18 protein-coding genes and 1 other RNA gene are annotated in these 14,301 nt (G+C 66.7%); 7 read left to right on the top strand and 12 right to left on the bottom strand.

Annotation, left to right across the window (positions count from 1 at the left end):
* The first annotated feature begins 51 nt into the window (after positions 1–51).
* Together AC5P7F_RS04530 and AC5P7F_RS04525 are read left to right on the top strand one after the other, a co-directional pair.
* Positions 52–1,044 carry a DUF3829 domain-containing protein gene (locus tag AC5P7F_RS04530; RefSeq protein ID WP_164077188.1) on the top strand — a complete coding sequence of 331 codons (993 nt, stop codon included), beginning with the start codon at positions 52–54 and terminating at the stop codon, positions 1,042–1,044.
* A gap of 155 nt (positions 1,045–1,199) precedes the next feature.
* Positions 1,200–2,141: a YiiG family protein gene (locus tag AC5P7F_RS04525; protein ID WP_069117945.1), complete on the top strand. Its 942-nt coding sequence runs from the start codon at positions 1,200–1,202 to the stop codon at positions 2,139–2,141.
* 102 nt (positions 2,142–2,243) lie between these two features.
* On the opposite strand, the gene AC5P7F_RS04520 is transcribed toward AC5P7F_RS04525, so the two are convergent.
* Entirely contained in the window at positions 2,244–3,116 is an 873-nt protein-coding gene (locus tag AC5P7F_RS04520) for an ion transporter (RefSeq protein ID WP_014648300.1), read from the bottom strand.
* A gap of 63 nt (positions 3,117–3,179) precedes the next feature.
* On the opposite strand from AC5P7F_RS04520, the gene AC5P7F_RS04515 reads away from it, so the two are divergent.
* Positions 3,180–4,406, top strand: coding sequence for an acetylornithine transaminase (locus AC5P7F_RS04515; RefSeq protein ID WP_049440495.1), 1,227 nt, complete (start codon positions 3,180–3,182; stop codon positions 4,404–4,406).
* A gap of 144 nt (positions 4,407–4,550) precedes the next feature.
* Here the strand turns inward: AC5P7F_RS04515 and AC5P7F_RS04510 are convergent, their stop codons facing one another.
* Positions 4,551–5,153, bottom strand: coding sequence for an HAD-IA family hydrolase (locus AC5P7F_RS04510; RefSeq protein WP_014648298.1), 603 nt, complete (start codon positions 5,151–5,153; stop codon positions 4,551–4,553).
* 123 nt (positions 5,154–5,276) lie between these two features.
* Between AC5P7F_RS04510 and azu the strand changes: the two genes are divergently transcribed.
* The gene (gene azu, locus AC5P7F_RS04505) at positions 5,277–5,726 is read left to right on the top strand and encodes an azurin (RefSeq protein WP_032956045.1); all 450 of its coding nucleotides are present in this window, start codon (positions 5,277–5,279) and stop codon (positions 5,724–5,726) included.
* 94 nt (positions 5,727–5,820) lie between these two features.
* On the opposite strand, the gene hemL is transcribed toward azu, so the two are convergent.
* Together hemL and thiE are read right to left on the bottom strand one after the other, a co-directional pair.
* Entirely contained in the window at positions 5,821–7,110 is a 1,290-nt protein-coding gene (hemL, locus tag AC5P7F_RS04500) for a glutamate-1-semialdehyde 2,1-aminomutase (RefSeq protein WP_049407023.1), read from the bottom strand.
* A gap of 16 nt (positions 7,111–7,126) precedes the next feature.
* Positions 7,127–7,753, bottom strand: a complete 627-nt coding sequence (thiE, locus tag AC5P7F_RS04495; RefSeq protein WP_126411326.1) for a thiamine phosphate synthase — start codon at positions 7,751–7,753, stop codon at positions 7,127–7,129.
* A 34-nt stretch (positions 7,754–7,787) separates the two neighbouring features.
* Here thiE and AC5P7F_RS04490 point away from each other — a divergent pair, with 34 nt between their 5' ends.
* Entirely contained in the window at positions 7,788–8,012 is a 225-nt protein-coding gene (locus AC5P7F_RS04490) for a rubredoxin (protein WP_075076014.1), read from the top strand.
* Between the two features lie 40 nt (positions 8,013–8,052).
* On the opposite strand, the gene AC5P7F_RS04485 is transcribed toward AC5P7F_RS04490, so the two are convergent.
* The 8 genes from AC5P7F_RS04485 to AC5P7F_RS04450 all read right to left on the bottom strand — a co-directional run bounded on the left by AC5P7F_RS04485 (position 8,053) and on the right by AC5P7F_RS04450 (position 12,201).
* Positions 8,053–8,898 carry a SirB1 family protein gene (locus AC5P7F_RS04485; protein WP_024957828.1) on the bottom strand — a complete coding sequence of 282 codons (846 nt, stop codon included), beginning with the start codon at positions 8,896–8,898 and terminating at the stop codon, positions 8,053–8,055.
* A gap of 158 nt (positions 8,899–9,056) precedes the next feature.
* A complete protein-coding gene (locus tag AC5P7F_RS04480; RefSeq protein WP_014648292.1) occupies positions 9,057–9,503 on the bottom strand; it encodes a DUF192 domain-containing protein in 447 nt (148 codons plus the stop codon).
* A 21-nt stretch (positions 9,504–9,524) separates the two neighbouring features.
* Complete coding sequence (gene rpiA / locus AC5P7F_RS04475) at positions 9,525–10,172, bottom strand: ribose-5-phosphate isomerase RpiA (protein WP_014648291.1); 648 nt, start codon at positions 10,170–10,172, stop codon at positions 9,525–9,527.
* A 22-nt stretch (positions 10,173–10,194) separates the two neighbouring features.
* The gene (locus tag AC5P7F_RS04470) at positions 10,195–10,674 is read right to left on the bottom strand and encodes an EVE domain-containing protein (RefSeq protein ID WP_014648290.1); all 480 of its coding nucleotides are present in this window, start codon (positions 10,672–10,674) and stop codon (positions 10,195–10,197) included.
* Entirely contained in the window at positions 10,671–11,264 is a 594-nt protein-coding gene (locus tag AC5P7F_RS04465; protein WP_164077189.1) for a 5-formyltetrahydrofolate cyclo-ligase, read from the bottom strand. Before AC5P7F_RS04465 ends, AC5P7F_RS04470 begins: the two co-directional genes overlap by 4 nt.
* A gap of 83 nt (positions 11,265–11,347) precedes the next feature.
* Positions 11,348–11,533, bottom strand: a non-coding RNA gene (gene ssrS / locus AC5P7F_RS04460) — 6S RNA.
* A gap of 153 nt (positions 11,534–11,686) precedes the next feature.
* A complete protein-coding gene (locus AC5P7F_RS04455; protein WP_005410899.1) occupies positions 11,687–11,983 on the bottom strand; it encodes a cell division protein ZapA in 297 nt (98 codons plus the stop codon).
* A complete protein-coding gene (locus AC5P7F_RS04450) occupies positions 11,980–12,201 on the bottom strand; it encodes a TIGR02449 family protein (protein WP_005410898.1) in 222 nt (73 codons plus the stop codon). The genes AC5P7F_RS04455 and AC5P7F_RS04450 overlap by 4 nt, the downstream gene beginning before the upstream one ends.
* Positions 12,202–12,354: 153 nt before the next feature.
* On the opposite strand from AC5P7F_RS04450, the gene AC5P7F_RS04445 reads away from it, so the two are divergent.
* Positions 12,355–12,903, top strand: coding sequence for a YecA/YgfB family protein (locus tag AC5P7F_RS04445; protein ID WP_014648288.1), 549 nt, complete (start codon positions 12,355–12,357; stop codon positions 12,901–12,903).
* A 5-nt stretch (positions 12,904–12,908) separates the two neighbouring features.
* Positions 12,909–14,231 (top strand): aminopeptidase P N-terminal domain-containing protein, encoded by a 1,323-nt coding sequence (locus AC5P7F_RS04440; RefSeq protein ID WP_087786593.1) that lies wholly within the window; start codon positions 12,909–12,911, stop codon positions 14,229–14,231.
* The last annotated feature ends 70 nt before the right edge of the window (positions 14,232–14,301 follow it).

Here is a 14,301-nt window from a genome sequence, read left to right as displayed (position 1 = left end):
TGCTGCGCTAGAATGCGCGGCTGTAATCGTTTTCAACAAGGACGTGAACCCATGTCACGCACTCTTTCCGTCGCGGCGCTGGCCGCTTCGCTGTCGATTGTCCTGGCTGCCTGCGGCGGCAAGGCACCCGCAACCACTGGCGACGCCGGCCCTTCCAGCACGCCCGACGCCAGCGCGGCGCCGTCCGACGCACAGCAGCAGTTGACCGCCAAGCTCAACGCCTACATCGGCTGCTTCAACACGCTTGATTCGAAGACCCACGGCAGCATCGAGTCCTATACGCGCTGGATCAAGGACGTCGAGGCCGGCCCGAGCGGGCGCGAGACCCAGGTGTACGGTCCGTTCGAGATCAGCGATTACGACATGAAGCAGTGCGATGGCCCCGTGACCGAGGCGATGGCTGCCAAGCCGGCGCTGGCTGAGCTCGATGCCGCTGCTGGCCATTACCAGCACGCGCTGAAGGCACTGGTGCCGCTCAGCAAGGACGCGCACGACTATTACGATCGCCAGGACTACGAAGACGACCAGTTCGCCAAGGGAAAGCAGCTGCACGCGCCCTTGATGGCCGCCTTCAAGGAGTTCGTGACTGCCAGCGAAACGTTCAACGCCGAGCTGGAGCGCCAGAACGACGCCGCCCAGCGCGAGCAGCTCAAGGTATTGGAACAGGCCGAGGGACGCACGCGCGAGTACTACCGTCTGGCAATGATGCTGGAAGCCAAGGCCATCATGGATCTGATGAGTGAGGATGACTTCGATCAGGCCAAGGCGCGCGAGCGCCTGGATGCGTTCAACCGCATTTCCGACGAAGCGCATGCGAAGGTGGCTGATCAGGAGCCGGGCAAGCTGGACTGGAACAGCTTCGAGCGTGAAGCCGAGAACTTCCGTCGCGAAGGCAAGGAGCGGCTGCAGCGCGTCGGCGAGAAAAAGCCTTACAGCGATTTCGAACGACGCATGCTGGATTCGCCCTCGATGGCGCCGCGTGGCTCCGCCAACAAGCTGATGCAGGAATACAACTCGCTGGTTTTCCAGAGCAACCGCCAGTAGCGAAGCTCAACGTTATTTTTGTCGCGATCGAGCAGGATGATTGCGACATGACGCGCCCCGCAGCCCCGAATGCCAGCACCTTCCCGAGGTGCTGGAGCGCGCGCCCGCGCCATGCATGAAGATGCCTGCAGTTTTCACTGGTGCAAGGAACTGATTTGAACGCATCCACACGCCTGATTCCCGTTCTCCTGCTTGGCGCGCTGGCCGGCTGCAACAACCCGGCGGGGCTGGCGGTCGCCGACCCCGGGCTGGGGAAGGTGAACGCCTACATCGAGTGTTACAACGGCGTCGAACAGCCCATCCGCGAGGGTTTCCAGACGTATACGGGCTGGATGAAGGATCCCGAGGCCGGCCCGACCGGCAAGGAAGCGCAGCCGCGTTCACCCGGCAAGCTGTTGTCGCACCGGGTCGACTATTGCGGCCAGCCGCTGACAGATGCGCTGGCAAAGACCCCTGCCACGCCGCTGGATGCACCAGCGCGACAGTACCAGCGGGCATTCCAGGCACTGAACACCCTGATCGAGCGTGCCGATGGGTACTTCACCCGCGAGGACTATCGTCGCGATGGTGGCGAAGGGATGCGCAGCCAGCATACCCCGCTGATGCAGGCCTATGCTGATTTCTTCAAGGCCAGCGAAGCGATGGATGCTGCGCTGGAAAAGAACGAGAACGACCGCCGCGCCGCCCAGCTGAAGCAGATCGAGGAAAGCGAAGGCCGCTCGCTGGCCTATTACCACCTGCGCCTTGTCGGCGATGGCAAGCAGCTGGCGATGGCGTTCCAGAGCGACGCACCGGACGTTGCGGCGTTGCGCGGCCAGCTGGCCGACTATCAGGCGCTGGTGACGGAAATCCAGAACAGTGGTGTCGGCAAGGACGACCCGATGTGGGGTCATGTGCAGCGTTCGGCCGACAAGCTGGTGCGTACCGCCGGTCGCGGTGTCGAACGTCTGGAGCAGGGCAAGCCGATCACCGCCGATGCGTTGGCCGCCGAGCGCAAGGCGTCGGGCAGCTGGCTCACCACCGATCCTGAGGGCGCGCAGTCGACGATCCTGGATGCCTACAACGACCTGGTGACCACCAGCAACCGCATGCGTTGAGGAGGATCCACGCATGGCGTGGAGCTACCGAGGGTAGTGCCGGGTCACGCCCGGCGCGCACCCTGCGGGTTTGGTAGTGCCGGCCGCTGGCCGGCATGTGCCTCAATGGCTGAATGCATCCGGTAGTTCACCCCCGCACTTGCGGCAATGCCGTGCATCCGGCTCGTGGCCTTCCAGCCCGCAGTGCGGGCAGCCACGCGCATCGCGGCGCGCGGCCAGCTCGGCTTCGCGCATGGTGCTGGCCAGCTCCGCGGTGTAGATGCCGGTGGGCACGGCGATGATGCTGTAGCCGATCAGGATCAGCACCGACGTGACGAAGCGGCCAAGCACGGTCTGCGGCACGATGTCGCCGAAGCCGACCGTGGCCATGGTCACCACCGCCCAGTACATGCTGGCCGGGATGTTGGTGAAGCCGTGTTCGGGGCCCTCGATCACGTACATCAGCGCGCCGGCGATGATGGTGATGGTGATCACCGTGAACAGGAACACCAGCACCTTGCGCCTGCTGCGCCACAGCGACGTCATCAGCACGCCGCTTTCCTCGATGTAGCGGGTCAGCTTGAGGATGCGGAACACGCGCAGGATGCGCAGCGCGCGTACCACCAGCAGGCTCTGCGCGCCAGGAATGAACATCGACAGGTAGGCGGGCAGGATCGACAGCAGGTCGATGATGCCCCAGATGCTCACCGCGTAACGCAGCGGGCGCTTGACCACGGCCAGCCGCAGCAGGTACTCGGCGGTGAAGATGATCGTGAAGGCCCATTCCAGGATGTACAGGCCGGTGGACCATTCGGCATGCAGGTGCTGCACGCTGTCGATCATCACCACCAGGATGCTGGCGACGATCGCCACTACCAGGATCAGGTCGAAATTGCGCGAGGGCCGCGAGTCGTGGCGGTAGATGATGTCGAACCACCGGCGGCGCCAGCCGGTCTCGGTGGCGGGGTTCAGCTGGGGGGCAGAAAACGGTCGCATGGGCGCATTGTGCCGCAGGGGTTCCGGCGCGAGAATGGGGATTCCTGAACCCTGCCGACTGCCATGACCGCCGCTACCGATCCGCTGATCTCCCTTTCGCACTATTACCTGCCGGTCTACAAGCCCCGTCAGGTGGTACTGGAGCGAGGCCAGGGCGCCCGCGTGTGGGACAGCCAGGGCCGTGAGTTCATCGACCTGGCCGCCGGCATCGCCGTGTGCGGGCTGGGCCACAACGATCCGGACCTGGTGGCCGCACTGGTCGAGCAGGCCGGCAAGCTCTGGCACACCAGCAACGTGTTCTACAGTGCGCCGCCGCTGCACCTGGCCGAGGAGCTGGTGAAGGCCAGCCGCTTCGCCGAGCGCGTGTTCCTGTGCAACTCCGGCGCCGAAGCCAACGAAGTGGCGATCAAGATGGTCCGCAAGTGGGCCTCCAGCCAGGGCCGCCCGGCCGACAAGCGGGTGATCATCACCTTCCGTGGCAGTTTCCACGGCCGCACCCTGGGCGCGGTGACCGCCACTGCCCAGCCGAAGTACCAGGAAGGCTACGAGCCGCTGCCCGGCGGCTTCCGCTACATCGATTTCAACGATGAAGTACAGCTGGAAACCGCGATGGCCGCCGGCGACGTGGCGGCGGTGATGCTGGAGCCGATCCAGGGCGAGGGCGGCGTGATGCCGGCCAAGTCCGGTTTCCTCAAGCGCGTGCGCGAACTGTGCGACCAGCACAACGCACTGCTGGTGCTGGACGAGATCCAGGCCGGCATGGGCCGCACCGGCACGCTGTTCGCGCACTGGCAGGACGACGTGGTGCCGGACATGGTTACCCTGGCCAAGGCACTCGGTGGCGGCTTCCCGATCGGCGCGATGCTGGCCGGCCCGAAGGTGGCCGAGACCATGCAGTTCGGCGCGCACGGCACCACCTTTGGTGGCAACCCGCTGGCTGCTGCGGTGGCCCGCGTGGCGCTGCGCAAGCTGGCCTCGGCGGAGATCGCCGCCAACGTCAGTCGCCAGTCCAAGGCGCTGCGCGATGGCTTCGCCCGCATCAACGACGAGTTCGGTGTGTTCAGCGACGTGCGTGGTCGTGGCCTGATGCTGGGCGCGGTGCTGAGCAAGGACTTCGCCGGCCAGGCCGGTGCGATCCTCGACCACGCCGCCGAGCAGGGCCTACTGACCCTGCAGGCCGGCCCGGACGTGCTGCGCTTCGTGCCGTCGCTGAACATCACCGACGAAGAAGTGGCCGAAGGCCTGAAGCGCCTGCGCGCGGCGATTGCCGCGTTCATCGCCGCGCGCTGAGGCCATCGTGCCGGGGTCGGACCCCTCTCCTGCGGAGAGGGCTCTGACCCCGTTGCTGAGGAATGCCCGTAGAGCCGAGCCCATGCTCGGTTCATCGCGATGCCAGGCCACAGCAGCCGAGCATGGGCTCGGCTCTACAGTAGTTCACGCAATCCGGTAGCGCTTCAACACCTTGCCCAATCCCCGGCCATCGCGCACGGTTTCCGCGTGCAGGCCGGCAGCGCGCGCGCCACGCACATTGGCGAACAGGTCATCGACGAACAGCGTGCGCGAAGGTGCCACGCCCAGCGCTTCCAGCGTGCGCAGAAACACCGCCGGCGCAGGTTTGCGCAGGCCGAAATCCGCACTGCAGAACACGCGCGCCTGCAGGGCAGGAAACAGTTCCGGCAGCAGGGTGGGCAATGCCTGCTGCATCAGCGCGCCGTTGTTGGTCAGCACCGCGATTGGCAGTTGCAGGGCCTGCAATCGTTGCAACACGGCCGCCTGAGGATGGCTGGCGGCCCGTCGCGCCGCGGTCCATGCAGCCACATCGACAGTCGTGCCCAGAAGCTCTCCCAGCTGCGCCAGATAGGCCGGGCCATCCAGCGTGCCATTGTCATGCGCTGCTTCCAGGCCGCTGTCGTACAGCGCGGCCTGTACGGCGTGCGTCGGAACCTGCAGTGTCCGGGCCAGATGCAGCACGCGTTGCCCGCGCTGGTACTGCACCAGCACGCCATCCACATCCAGCAGCAACAGGTCGATCCGCATCGGCTGAGCATGCCATTGCGATGAGTGCGCGGGAAACCCTGGAGCTGGCATGCGACAGACGGTCGCAGACGGCGCCGCAGGGGGCTGCCTAGAATGGCGCTTGAATCCGCAGGAGATGCAATGATGAAGGCTTGGAGGGTGGCAGTGGGACTGGGTGCGCTGATGCTGGCGCCGTCGGCGATGGCGCGGGTGTGTGCGGTGAGCATCGACAGCACCGACCAGATGAGCTTCAGCAGCCGCGAGATCAAGGTTGCCGCTGATTGCACCGCCGTGGACCTGACCCTGCGCCATACCGGCAAGCTGGCGGTCACCGCGATGGGCCACAACTGGGTGCTGACCCGCAGCGCTGATTACCAGCCGGTGGCGATGGCGGGCATGCGCATGACCCTGGCTGACAGCTACCTGCCGAAGGCCGACAAGCGCGTGCTGGCGCACACCAAGGTGATCGGCGGCGGCGAGACCACGCGCGTGCGTTTCTCTACCCAGGGCCTGCAGAAAGGTGGCGACTACACCTTCTTCTGTTCGTTCCCCGGCCACTTCGCGATGATGAAGGGCAAGTTCCTCTTCGGTTAGAAAAAAAGGGGACGGAGGGGATAAAAAAAGGGGACGGAGGGGATTAAGTCGTTTGTGCACAAACGACTTAATCCCCTCCGTCCCCTTTTTGCGATCAGCCCTTGGTGGCCTTGAACGCCACGCGTGCAGCGGCGAGGGTGGCCTCGATCACCGCATCGTCGTGCGCGCTGGACAGGAAACCGGCTTCGTACGCCGACGGCGCCAGGAACACGCCCTGGTCCAGCATCGCATGGAAGAAGCGGTTGAACGCCGGGATGTCACAGGCAGTGGCCTGCGCATAGGTCTCCACCTTCTCGCTGGTGAAGAACAGCCCGAACATCGCGCCCACGCGGGTGGTGGTCACGGCCACGCCGGCTTCGGCGGCGGCCGCTTCCAGGCCGGCACACAGGCGCGCGGTGCGCTCGGCCAGGTCGGCGTGGAAGCCCGGCTGCTGGATCAGTTCCAGCATCGCCAGGCCGGCGGCCATCGCCACCGGGTTGCCGCTCAGCGTACCTGCCTGGTAGATCGGGCCGGCCGGGGCGATCTGCTGCATCAGCTCGCGGCGGCCACCGTAGGCCCCGACCGGCATGCCGCCGCCAATGATCTTGCCGAAGGTGGTTAGGTCCGGGGTGATGCCGTAGTGCGCCTGCGCACCGCCGAGGGCGACGCGGAAGCCGGTCATCACCTCGTCGAAGATCAGCAGTGCGCCATGCTTCGTGCACAGTTCGCGCAGGTGCTGCAGGTAGCCCTCGCGCGGCGGGATGCAGTTGGCGTTGCCGACCACCGGCTCGATGATCAGGCCGGCAATGTCGTCACCCTGCTGCGCGAACAGCGCAGTGGCCGCTTCGAAATCGTTGTAGGGCAGGGTCAGGGTCAGTTCGCTCAGCCCGGCCGGGACGCCCGGCGAGGTCGGCACGCCCAGGGTCAGCATGCCGCTGCCGGCCTTGACCAGGAACGAGTCGCCATGGCCGTGATAGCAGCCTTCGAACTTCACGATGCGGTTGCGGCCGGTCGCACCACGCGCCAGGCGGATCGCCGACAGCGTGGCCTCGGTGCCGGAGTTGACCATGCGCACCATCTCGCACGACGGCACCAGGCGGGTGATGGTCTCGGCCATGGTCACTTCGGCTGCGCACGGCGCGCCGAAGGACAGGCCGTTGTCGATCGCCTTCTTCACCGCCTGGCGCACGGCCGGGTGGTTGTGGCCGACGATCATCGGGCCCCAGGAACCGACGTAGTCGATGTAGCGGTTGCCGTCGACGTCGTACAGGTAGGCGCCGTCGGCGCGCTCGACGAAGAACGGTTCGCCACCGACCGATTTGAACGCGCGTACCGGCGAATTGACGCCGCCCGGCAGCAGTTGCTGGGCGCGGGAGAACAGGGCGTGGGACTGGTCGTGGTTCATGGGGCTTTCCTGGGCGTTACGCGAACTGGGCGAGGTAGGCGCGCTGGGTCGCGACCGGGTCTTCGGCGGCGAACACGCTGCTGACCACGGCGACCAGATCGGCGCCGGCGTCGATGATGGGACCGACATTGTCCGGCGTCAGGCCGCCGATCGCCACCCGCGGCACGCCCAGTGCGGCGCTTTGCCGCAGCAGGCCGGTATGCGCGCGGCTGCTGGTGACCTTGGTCGTGGTCGGGAAGAACGCGCCGAAGGCCACGTAGCTGGCGCCGGCGGCCACGGCCTTCTCTGCATTGGCAAGCTGGTCGTAGCAGGAGGCGCCGATGATGGCCTCGGCACCGAGCAGGGCGCGTGCGCTGGGGATGTCACCGTCGGTGCCGCCCAGGTGCACCCCCGCCGCGCCAACGGCTTTGGCCAGCGCCGGGTCGTCGTTGACGATCAGCGGCACGCCGTGTTCCGCGCACAGCGCCTGCAGGGCGGTGGCCTGCTCCCGCCGCAGCGCGTCACTGGCGGTCTTGTTGCGGTACTGCAGCCAGGTGGCGCCAGCGGCCAGCAGCGGCGCGGTACGGGCCAGCAGGCGTGCGGTATCGGGCTCGTCCGGGGTGATCAGGTAGACGCCGCGGGGCGCCGGGGAAGCAGAAGTCATCGATGGCTACCGGTGAGTGGACCGCGATGGGACAATGGCGGCCCGTGAATCCAGCCCTGATTATCCGATGAGCGATGCCACCCCCACCACCTTGCGCACCTGGATGTGCGTGGTCTGCGGCTTCCTGTACAACGAAGCGGAGGGCCTGCCGGAGGAGGGCATCGCGCCGGGGACGCGCTGGGAGGACATTCCGGAGACCTGGACCTGCCCGGACTGCGGGGTCACCAAGGCCGATTTCGAGATGGTCGAGGTCGATTGATGAGGGTAGGTGTGGACCGTTGGTCCACACCCCGGCACCCTCAATGCAGCCGCGGCATCGGTCCGCCGAGGTCGATCAGCTTCTCGCGCAGCCACTGCGCATCACTGGCTTCCGGGTTGCGCTTCAGGTACTGCCCCAGATCGTGGCGGGCACCGGCCAGGTACTCCAGTTGCAGGTAGGCCAGGCCGCGGTCACGCAGCGCATCGTCCTGCTCCGGGGCGAGCTTCAGCAGGCGGTCGGCACTGCGCGCGGCGCGGTCCCATTCGCCGGCCTCGGCATACACGCCGTGCAGGTTGCGCAGCATGCGCATCAGGATCGCGCGCGCCGGCGCCGGGTCCAGAATCTGCGCCAGCACCTGGTCGTCGGGCATCTGCCCGCCCAGGTGTGACTTGGCGCGTTCGCGCAGTTCGTCCACGTCCAGCGGGCGACCACCATTGAACGGGTCCATCACCAGCACGCCGTCGTCCACCGGCAGGCGCACCAGGAAGTGGCCGGGGAAGGACACGCCGTCGAGCGGAATGCCCAGCCGCCGCGCGACTTCCATCTGCACCAGCGCCAGCGAGATCGGGTTGCCCAGCCGGCGCTCGAATACCTGGTTGAGGTAGCTGTTGCGCGGGTCGTAATACTCGTCGTGGTCGCCGCTGTAGCCCAGCTCGTCGAACAGGTGGCGGTTGATCGCCGCCATCTTCAATGGACTGTTGTCGATGCTCTCCACTTCCGAGCGGAGGTGGTCGACATGGCTCTGGATCAGCGCATCGTAGGTCGACGGCTGCAGATCGGGGTATTCATCGCGCGCGATCAGCAGCGCGGTCGGCAACAGTGGCAGCGCCTCGTCTTCGAGGTCGGCCAGTGCATCCCAGTCGGGGAGTGTGATCCGGTCCTGCATGGCCACAGACTGGCGTCATTCGCAGGCCGTTTCAAGCGGTGCCGCGTGAAAAATGCAGGGGTCAGATCCCTTTCGCGTGCGAAAGGGATCTGACCCCTGCAGGGTTGCCGGCCAGCGGCCGGCACTACTGCGGGTGCCGGGCGCAGCCCGGCCGTACCTTACTTTTCGATGCCCGGGCCGAATTTCAGCTCCGTGCCGTCCTTCAACTGCAGCTTCTCGGCCTGGCCGGCGTTGAGTTCCAGCACGTAGCGCGCCGGGCCACCGCTGGGGTAGGGCGGGCACATGTCGCCGGCCGAGCACGGCGGTACGTCGCGCTGCTGGCTGACCAGCCTGCGCTGGCTGTCGAAGTACAGGATGTCCAGCGCGATCCTGGTGTTCTTCATCCAGTACGCCTGCATTTCTTCGCGGTCGTGGATGAACAGCATGCCGTGGTCGGCCGCCATCTGGTCGCGGAACATCAGCCCGCGCGCGCGGGTTTCATCGTTGGTGGCCAGCTCCACCTGGTAGCGGGCGCCATCCAGCTCGACCCAATGGCGGGCCGCGTCGGTGGCACAGCCGGCCAGGGCCAGCAGCGGAAGCATCAGCAGCGAACGCAACAGCGACATGGTCAGGATCCTTCGGAAGGGTCAGAGCACGACCGGCGGCTCGCCGCCGACGATCACCACGTCGGCGCGACGGCGCGCGAACAGGCCCACGCAGACCACGCCCGGCAGTTGGTTGAGCTCGCGCTCCAGCTTTTCCGGATCGGTGATCTGCAGGTTGTGGATGTCCAGGATCTGGTTGCCATTGTCGGTGACCACGCCTTCGCGCCAGGTCGGCTGGCCGCCGGTCATGTCGCGGATCTGCCGGGCGACCAGGCTGCGCGCCATCGGGATCACTTCCACCGGCAGCGGGAACCTGCCCAGCACCGGCACCTGCTTGCTCGGGTCGACGATGCAGATGAAGCGCTCGCTGGCCTCGGCGATGATCTTCTCGCGGGTCAGTGCGGCGCCGCCGCCCTTGATCAGGCACTTGTTCGGATCGCACTCATCGGCGCCGTCCACGTACAGCGACAGGTTGCCGCTGTGGTTCAGCTCGATCACTTCGATGCCGTGCTGCTTCAGGCGCGCGGTGCTCTGCTCGGAGCTGGACACGGCGCCCTTGATGCGGTGCTGGATGCGGGCCAGGGCATCGATGAAATAGGCCACGGTGGAACCGGTGCCGACACCGACGATCATGCCGTCTTCGACGTATTCGATGGCTTTCTCGGCGGCCAGGCGCTTGGCTTCGGACATGGGAGAACTCTCAGGCAGGGAATCAGGATTTCTTTTCCAGCGACAGCAGCAGCTTCCACTGCGCGGCGGTCACCGGGAACACCGACAGGCGGTTGCCCTTGGCAACCAGCGGGAAGCCTTCGCCCAGTTCCTCGGCGTGCAGCTTGATCTCGTCCAGCGCGATCACCTGCTTCAGCTTGCGGTCGAAGGCCACGTCCACCAGCATCCAGCGCGGGTTCTCGCGCGTGCTCTTGGGGTCGTAGTAGTCGGATTTTGGATCGAACTGGGTGTCGTCCGGATAGGCGGTGCTGGCCACCGTGGCCAGGCCGACGATGCCCGGCACCTTGGTATTGGAGTGGTAGAACAGGATGCCGTCGCCCACCTGCATGCCATCGCGCATGAAGTTGCGCGCCTGGTAGTTGCGCACCCCGTTCCAGGGTTCGACCTTGACCTTGGCCAGGTCATCGATGGAGAAGGCGTCCGGTTCGGACTTCATCAGCCAGTAGCGCTTGCGGGCGGTCATGCGTTCACGGGGGCAGCGGAGGGGAACAGGGTGCCGTCTTCGGTGCAGATCGCATCCACCGGCACGTCCCACGACGCCACCGGCAAGGACTCGACCTGCTGCACCGCGAACGCAGCACCGACCAGCCAGGGCGGCGCCGGCCGGTCTTGGCGGAAGGCGAAGCTGCGATCATACCAGCCGCCCCCCATGCCCAGCCGCCGGCACTGTGCGTCGAAGCCCACCAGCGGGGCCACCACCAGCGCCATCTGCGCCGGTTCCAGCGTATCGTCCAGCGCTACGTCCGGTTCGGGAATGCCGTAGCGGTTGCTGGTCAGCGCCTGCCCCGGCCGCCACGGCGCGAAGCGCAGCACCTCGCCGGCCAGCACCGGCAGGCAGTAGGTGAGGCCTTCGGGCAGTTGCAGCTGCCAGCGGTGCAGGGCGATTTCGCCATCCAGCGCCCAGTAGCCGGCCACGGCGCCTTCGCGTGGGGCGAACGGCAGGGCGAGCAGGGCATCGGCAAGGGATTCGGCGGCAGCAATGCGCTCACCGGCGGAAAGGTCGCGGCGGCGTTGCCGCAGGTCGTGGCGCAGGGCCTGGCGCGGGTCGGTCATGGCAGCGTGCGGCAAGGATCAGCCGCCATTGTGCCGGAAAGAACAAGGGCGACGCCCGAAGACGCCGCCCTTGCTGGAATATTGCATTCTCCGCAATGTCGATGCATGCGAAACGACCTTGAACCCGGGGGCTCAAGTGGGAACGCTGGAGAACCATCGGGCTTCCCGCTACAAGGCGGACCTGCACTCCCGGCGCTGTCGCGCTCCCGGTGTCGTTCTTAAGGGACAAGGCGAATGTTTGCACATGCCGTCGAGTACCGCAGAGAACGCGTGGCCATTATAGCCAGCGTGCAGGATCTGGATAGGCCGTTCGTCGGCAACAGTCCGTGCCAATTCAGATATGCGAAAAGGGGACGGAGGGGATTAAGACGTTTCCGGCACGGATGGGGCGAATGCGCCTTAATCCCCTCCGTCCCCTTTTTCTAGGGGGTGCCGTCGATCGCGCGGTCGAGGCGCCTGTTCAGGTCGGCCAGCGTCTGCTGCAGGGCCACGGCCTGGCGGGCGTTCTCGTCGCGCAGCAGCTGCAGTTCGTGGGCCAGGTTCAGTGCGGCCAGCACGGCGACGCGGTCGACGGCGGCCATGCGGTTGCTGCCGCGGATTTCGCGCATGCGCGCATCGAGCAGGCGCGCGGCGGCCATCAGGCTGTCGCGTTCATCGCCGCCGACACCCACCGTGTATTCACGATCGAGGATGCGGACACTGACCGGTTCGGCGCTCATGTGTGCTGCTCCAGGGATTTGAGCCGGCTGATCATTGCTTCCACCCGCGAGCGTGCCTGCTCGTTCTTGGCCAGCAGCGTGGAACGCTCGGCCACCAGCTGTTCCTGCTGGTGGCGCAGGCTGCGGTTCTCCTCGGCCAGGCGCTGGTTGCGTTCGAGCAACGCTTCCACGCGGGCGGCGAAGTCCTGCAGCTGGGCAAGGGGATCGGCGGGTTCCATGCGGGCACGATAGGCAAGCCGGGCAAGGGCGGTCAAGCGTTGTCGCAGCAAGGCCTGGCGGCCGCAGAGAGGACGCCGCCGGGTTGCTACACTACGGGGTCTCACGGGCGCGCGCGTGCGCGCCCCGGGTTTCCTTTCCGAACGAGCCGCACGATGACCGAACTTCCCTCCGTCGACGACGTTACCCGCGCCAGCCAGGAACTGGGCCTGGGCGCTACCGCTGCCGAGCTGCACGGTGCGCTGTGTGGCTGGCTGGCCGCCGGTGGCGCCCCCGGCAACGACTGGCCGGCACGGGTGCTGGCCGACGACAACCTGCCGCCGGTGGCTGCCGACAGCGTGCTGGGGCAGCTGCTGCAGGCGACCATCAAGCAGCTGGAAGACCGCGACTTCGCCTTCGAACTGCTGCTGACAGACGGCGACGACGTGTCCGCGCAGGCCGATGCCATGTTCAGCTGGACCCGCTCGTTCCTGGGTGGTTTCGGCCTGGGCAGCGGCGGCCGCCGCCCGACCTTGTCCGAAGAGGGTGAAGAAGCGCTGACCGACATGGCCAGCCTGGCACGCGCCTCCAGCGAGGATTTCGAAGCGGGTGGCGATGATGACGACGAAGCCCTGTCGGAGATCGAGGAGTTCATCCGCGTGGCGGTACTGCTGCTGCACGGTGACGTGGTGCTGGCCTCGCGCCATCGGCAGCGCCTGAACTGATGGACATCAAGCAGCGCACCGGCATCGCGGCCGGCGAATACAAGCGTCGGCGCCGCCAGCTGATGGACATGGCCGGCGAGGACGCAATCCTGGTGCTGCCGGCCGCGGCCGAGAAGGTGCGCAGCCTCGATACCCATTACCCGTTCCGCCAGGACTCGGACTTCCAGTACCTGAGCGGTTTCCCGGAGCCGGAGGCGGTATTGGTGCTGATCCCGGGCCGGCGCCACGGCGAGGCCATCCTGTTCTGCCGCGAACGTGATGCCGAGCGCGAAGCCTGGGACGGCAGCCGTGCCGGCCAGGAAGGCGCGGTGGCGCAGTACGGCATGGACGATGCGTACCCGATCGATGATCTGGACGACATCCTGCCGGGCCTGTTGGAAGGCCGTTCGCGCGTCTACTACCACTTCGGTCGCGACGCCGATTTCGACCTGAAGCTGATCGGCTGGGTCAACCGCGTGCGTTCGCAGGTGCGCCACGGCGCGCAGCCGCCGCATGAATTCCTTGAACTGGGTCATCTGCTGCACGAGCAGCGCCTGTTCAAGTCCGGCGCGGAAGTGGCGCTGATGCACCACGCTGCGCAGATCAGCGTGCGTGCACATCTGGCGGCGATGAAGGCTGCCAGGGCCGGCATCCACGAATACGAGCTGCAGGCCGAGCTGGAACGCGTGTTCCGCGCCAGCGATGCGGTGCCGGCGTATTGCAGCATCGTCGGTGCGGGCCGCAACGGTTGCATCCTGCATTACCGGGACAACAACGCGCGTTCGCGCGACGGCGAGCTGGTGCTGATCGACGCCGGTGCCGAGTACCGTGGCTACGCCAGCGACATCACCCGCACGTTCCCGGTGAATGGCCGCTTCAGCGCCGAGCAGCGTGCACTGCACGACCTGGTCGGCGATGCACAGGCCGCCGCGCTGGCCCAGGCCAGGCCGGGCGTGCCGTACGAGGCCGGTCACCTGGCCGCGGTGCAGACCCTGACCGAGGGCCTGCTGCGGCTGGGCCTGCTGAAGGGGACGCTGGAAAAGAACCTGTCCGAAGGCCTGTACCAGCGTTTCTACCGGCACAAGACCGGGCACTGGATCGGGCTGGACGTGCACGATGTGGGCGATTACCGCCTGGCGGGCGATTCGCGGCTGCTGGAGCCGGGCATGGCATTCACCATCGAGCCGGGGCTGTACATCGGCGTGGACGATACGACGGTGGAACCGCGCTGGCGCGGCATCGGCATCCGTACCGAGGATGATGTGCTGATCACCGACGACGGTCATCGCGTGCTGACCGAAGGCCTGGCGCGCAGCGCCGACGAGATCGAAGCGGTGATGGCGGGGTAAGGGGTGTTCTGCAGGGCTTGCAGCCCTGCACCCGCAGAGGCATCAGCAAGAGCAACAGCAACAGCAACAG

It is taken from the genome of Stenotrophomonas sp. YJH_SMC_105-26 (assembly GCF_059368915.1).
The sequence above is the reverse complement of the archived record's forward strand: the minus strand, read 5'-3'. Positions and strand labels throughout refer to the sequence as shown.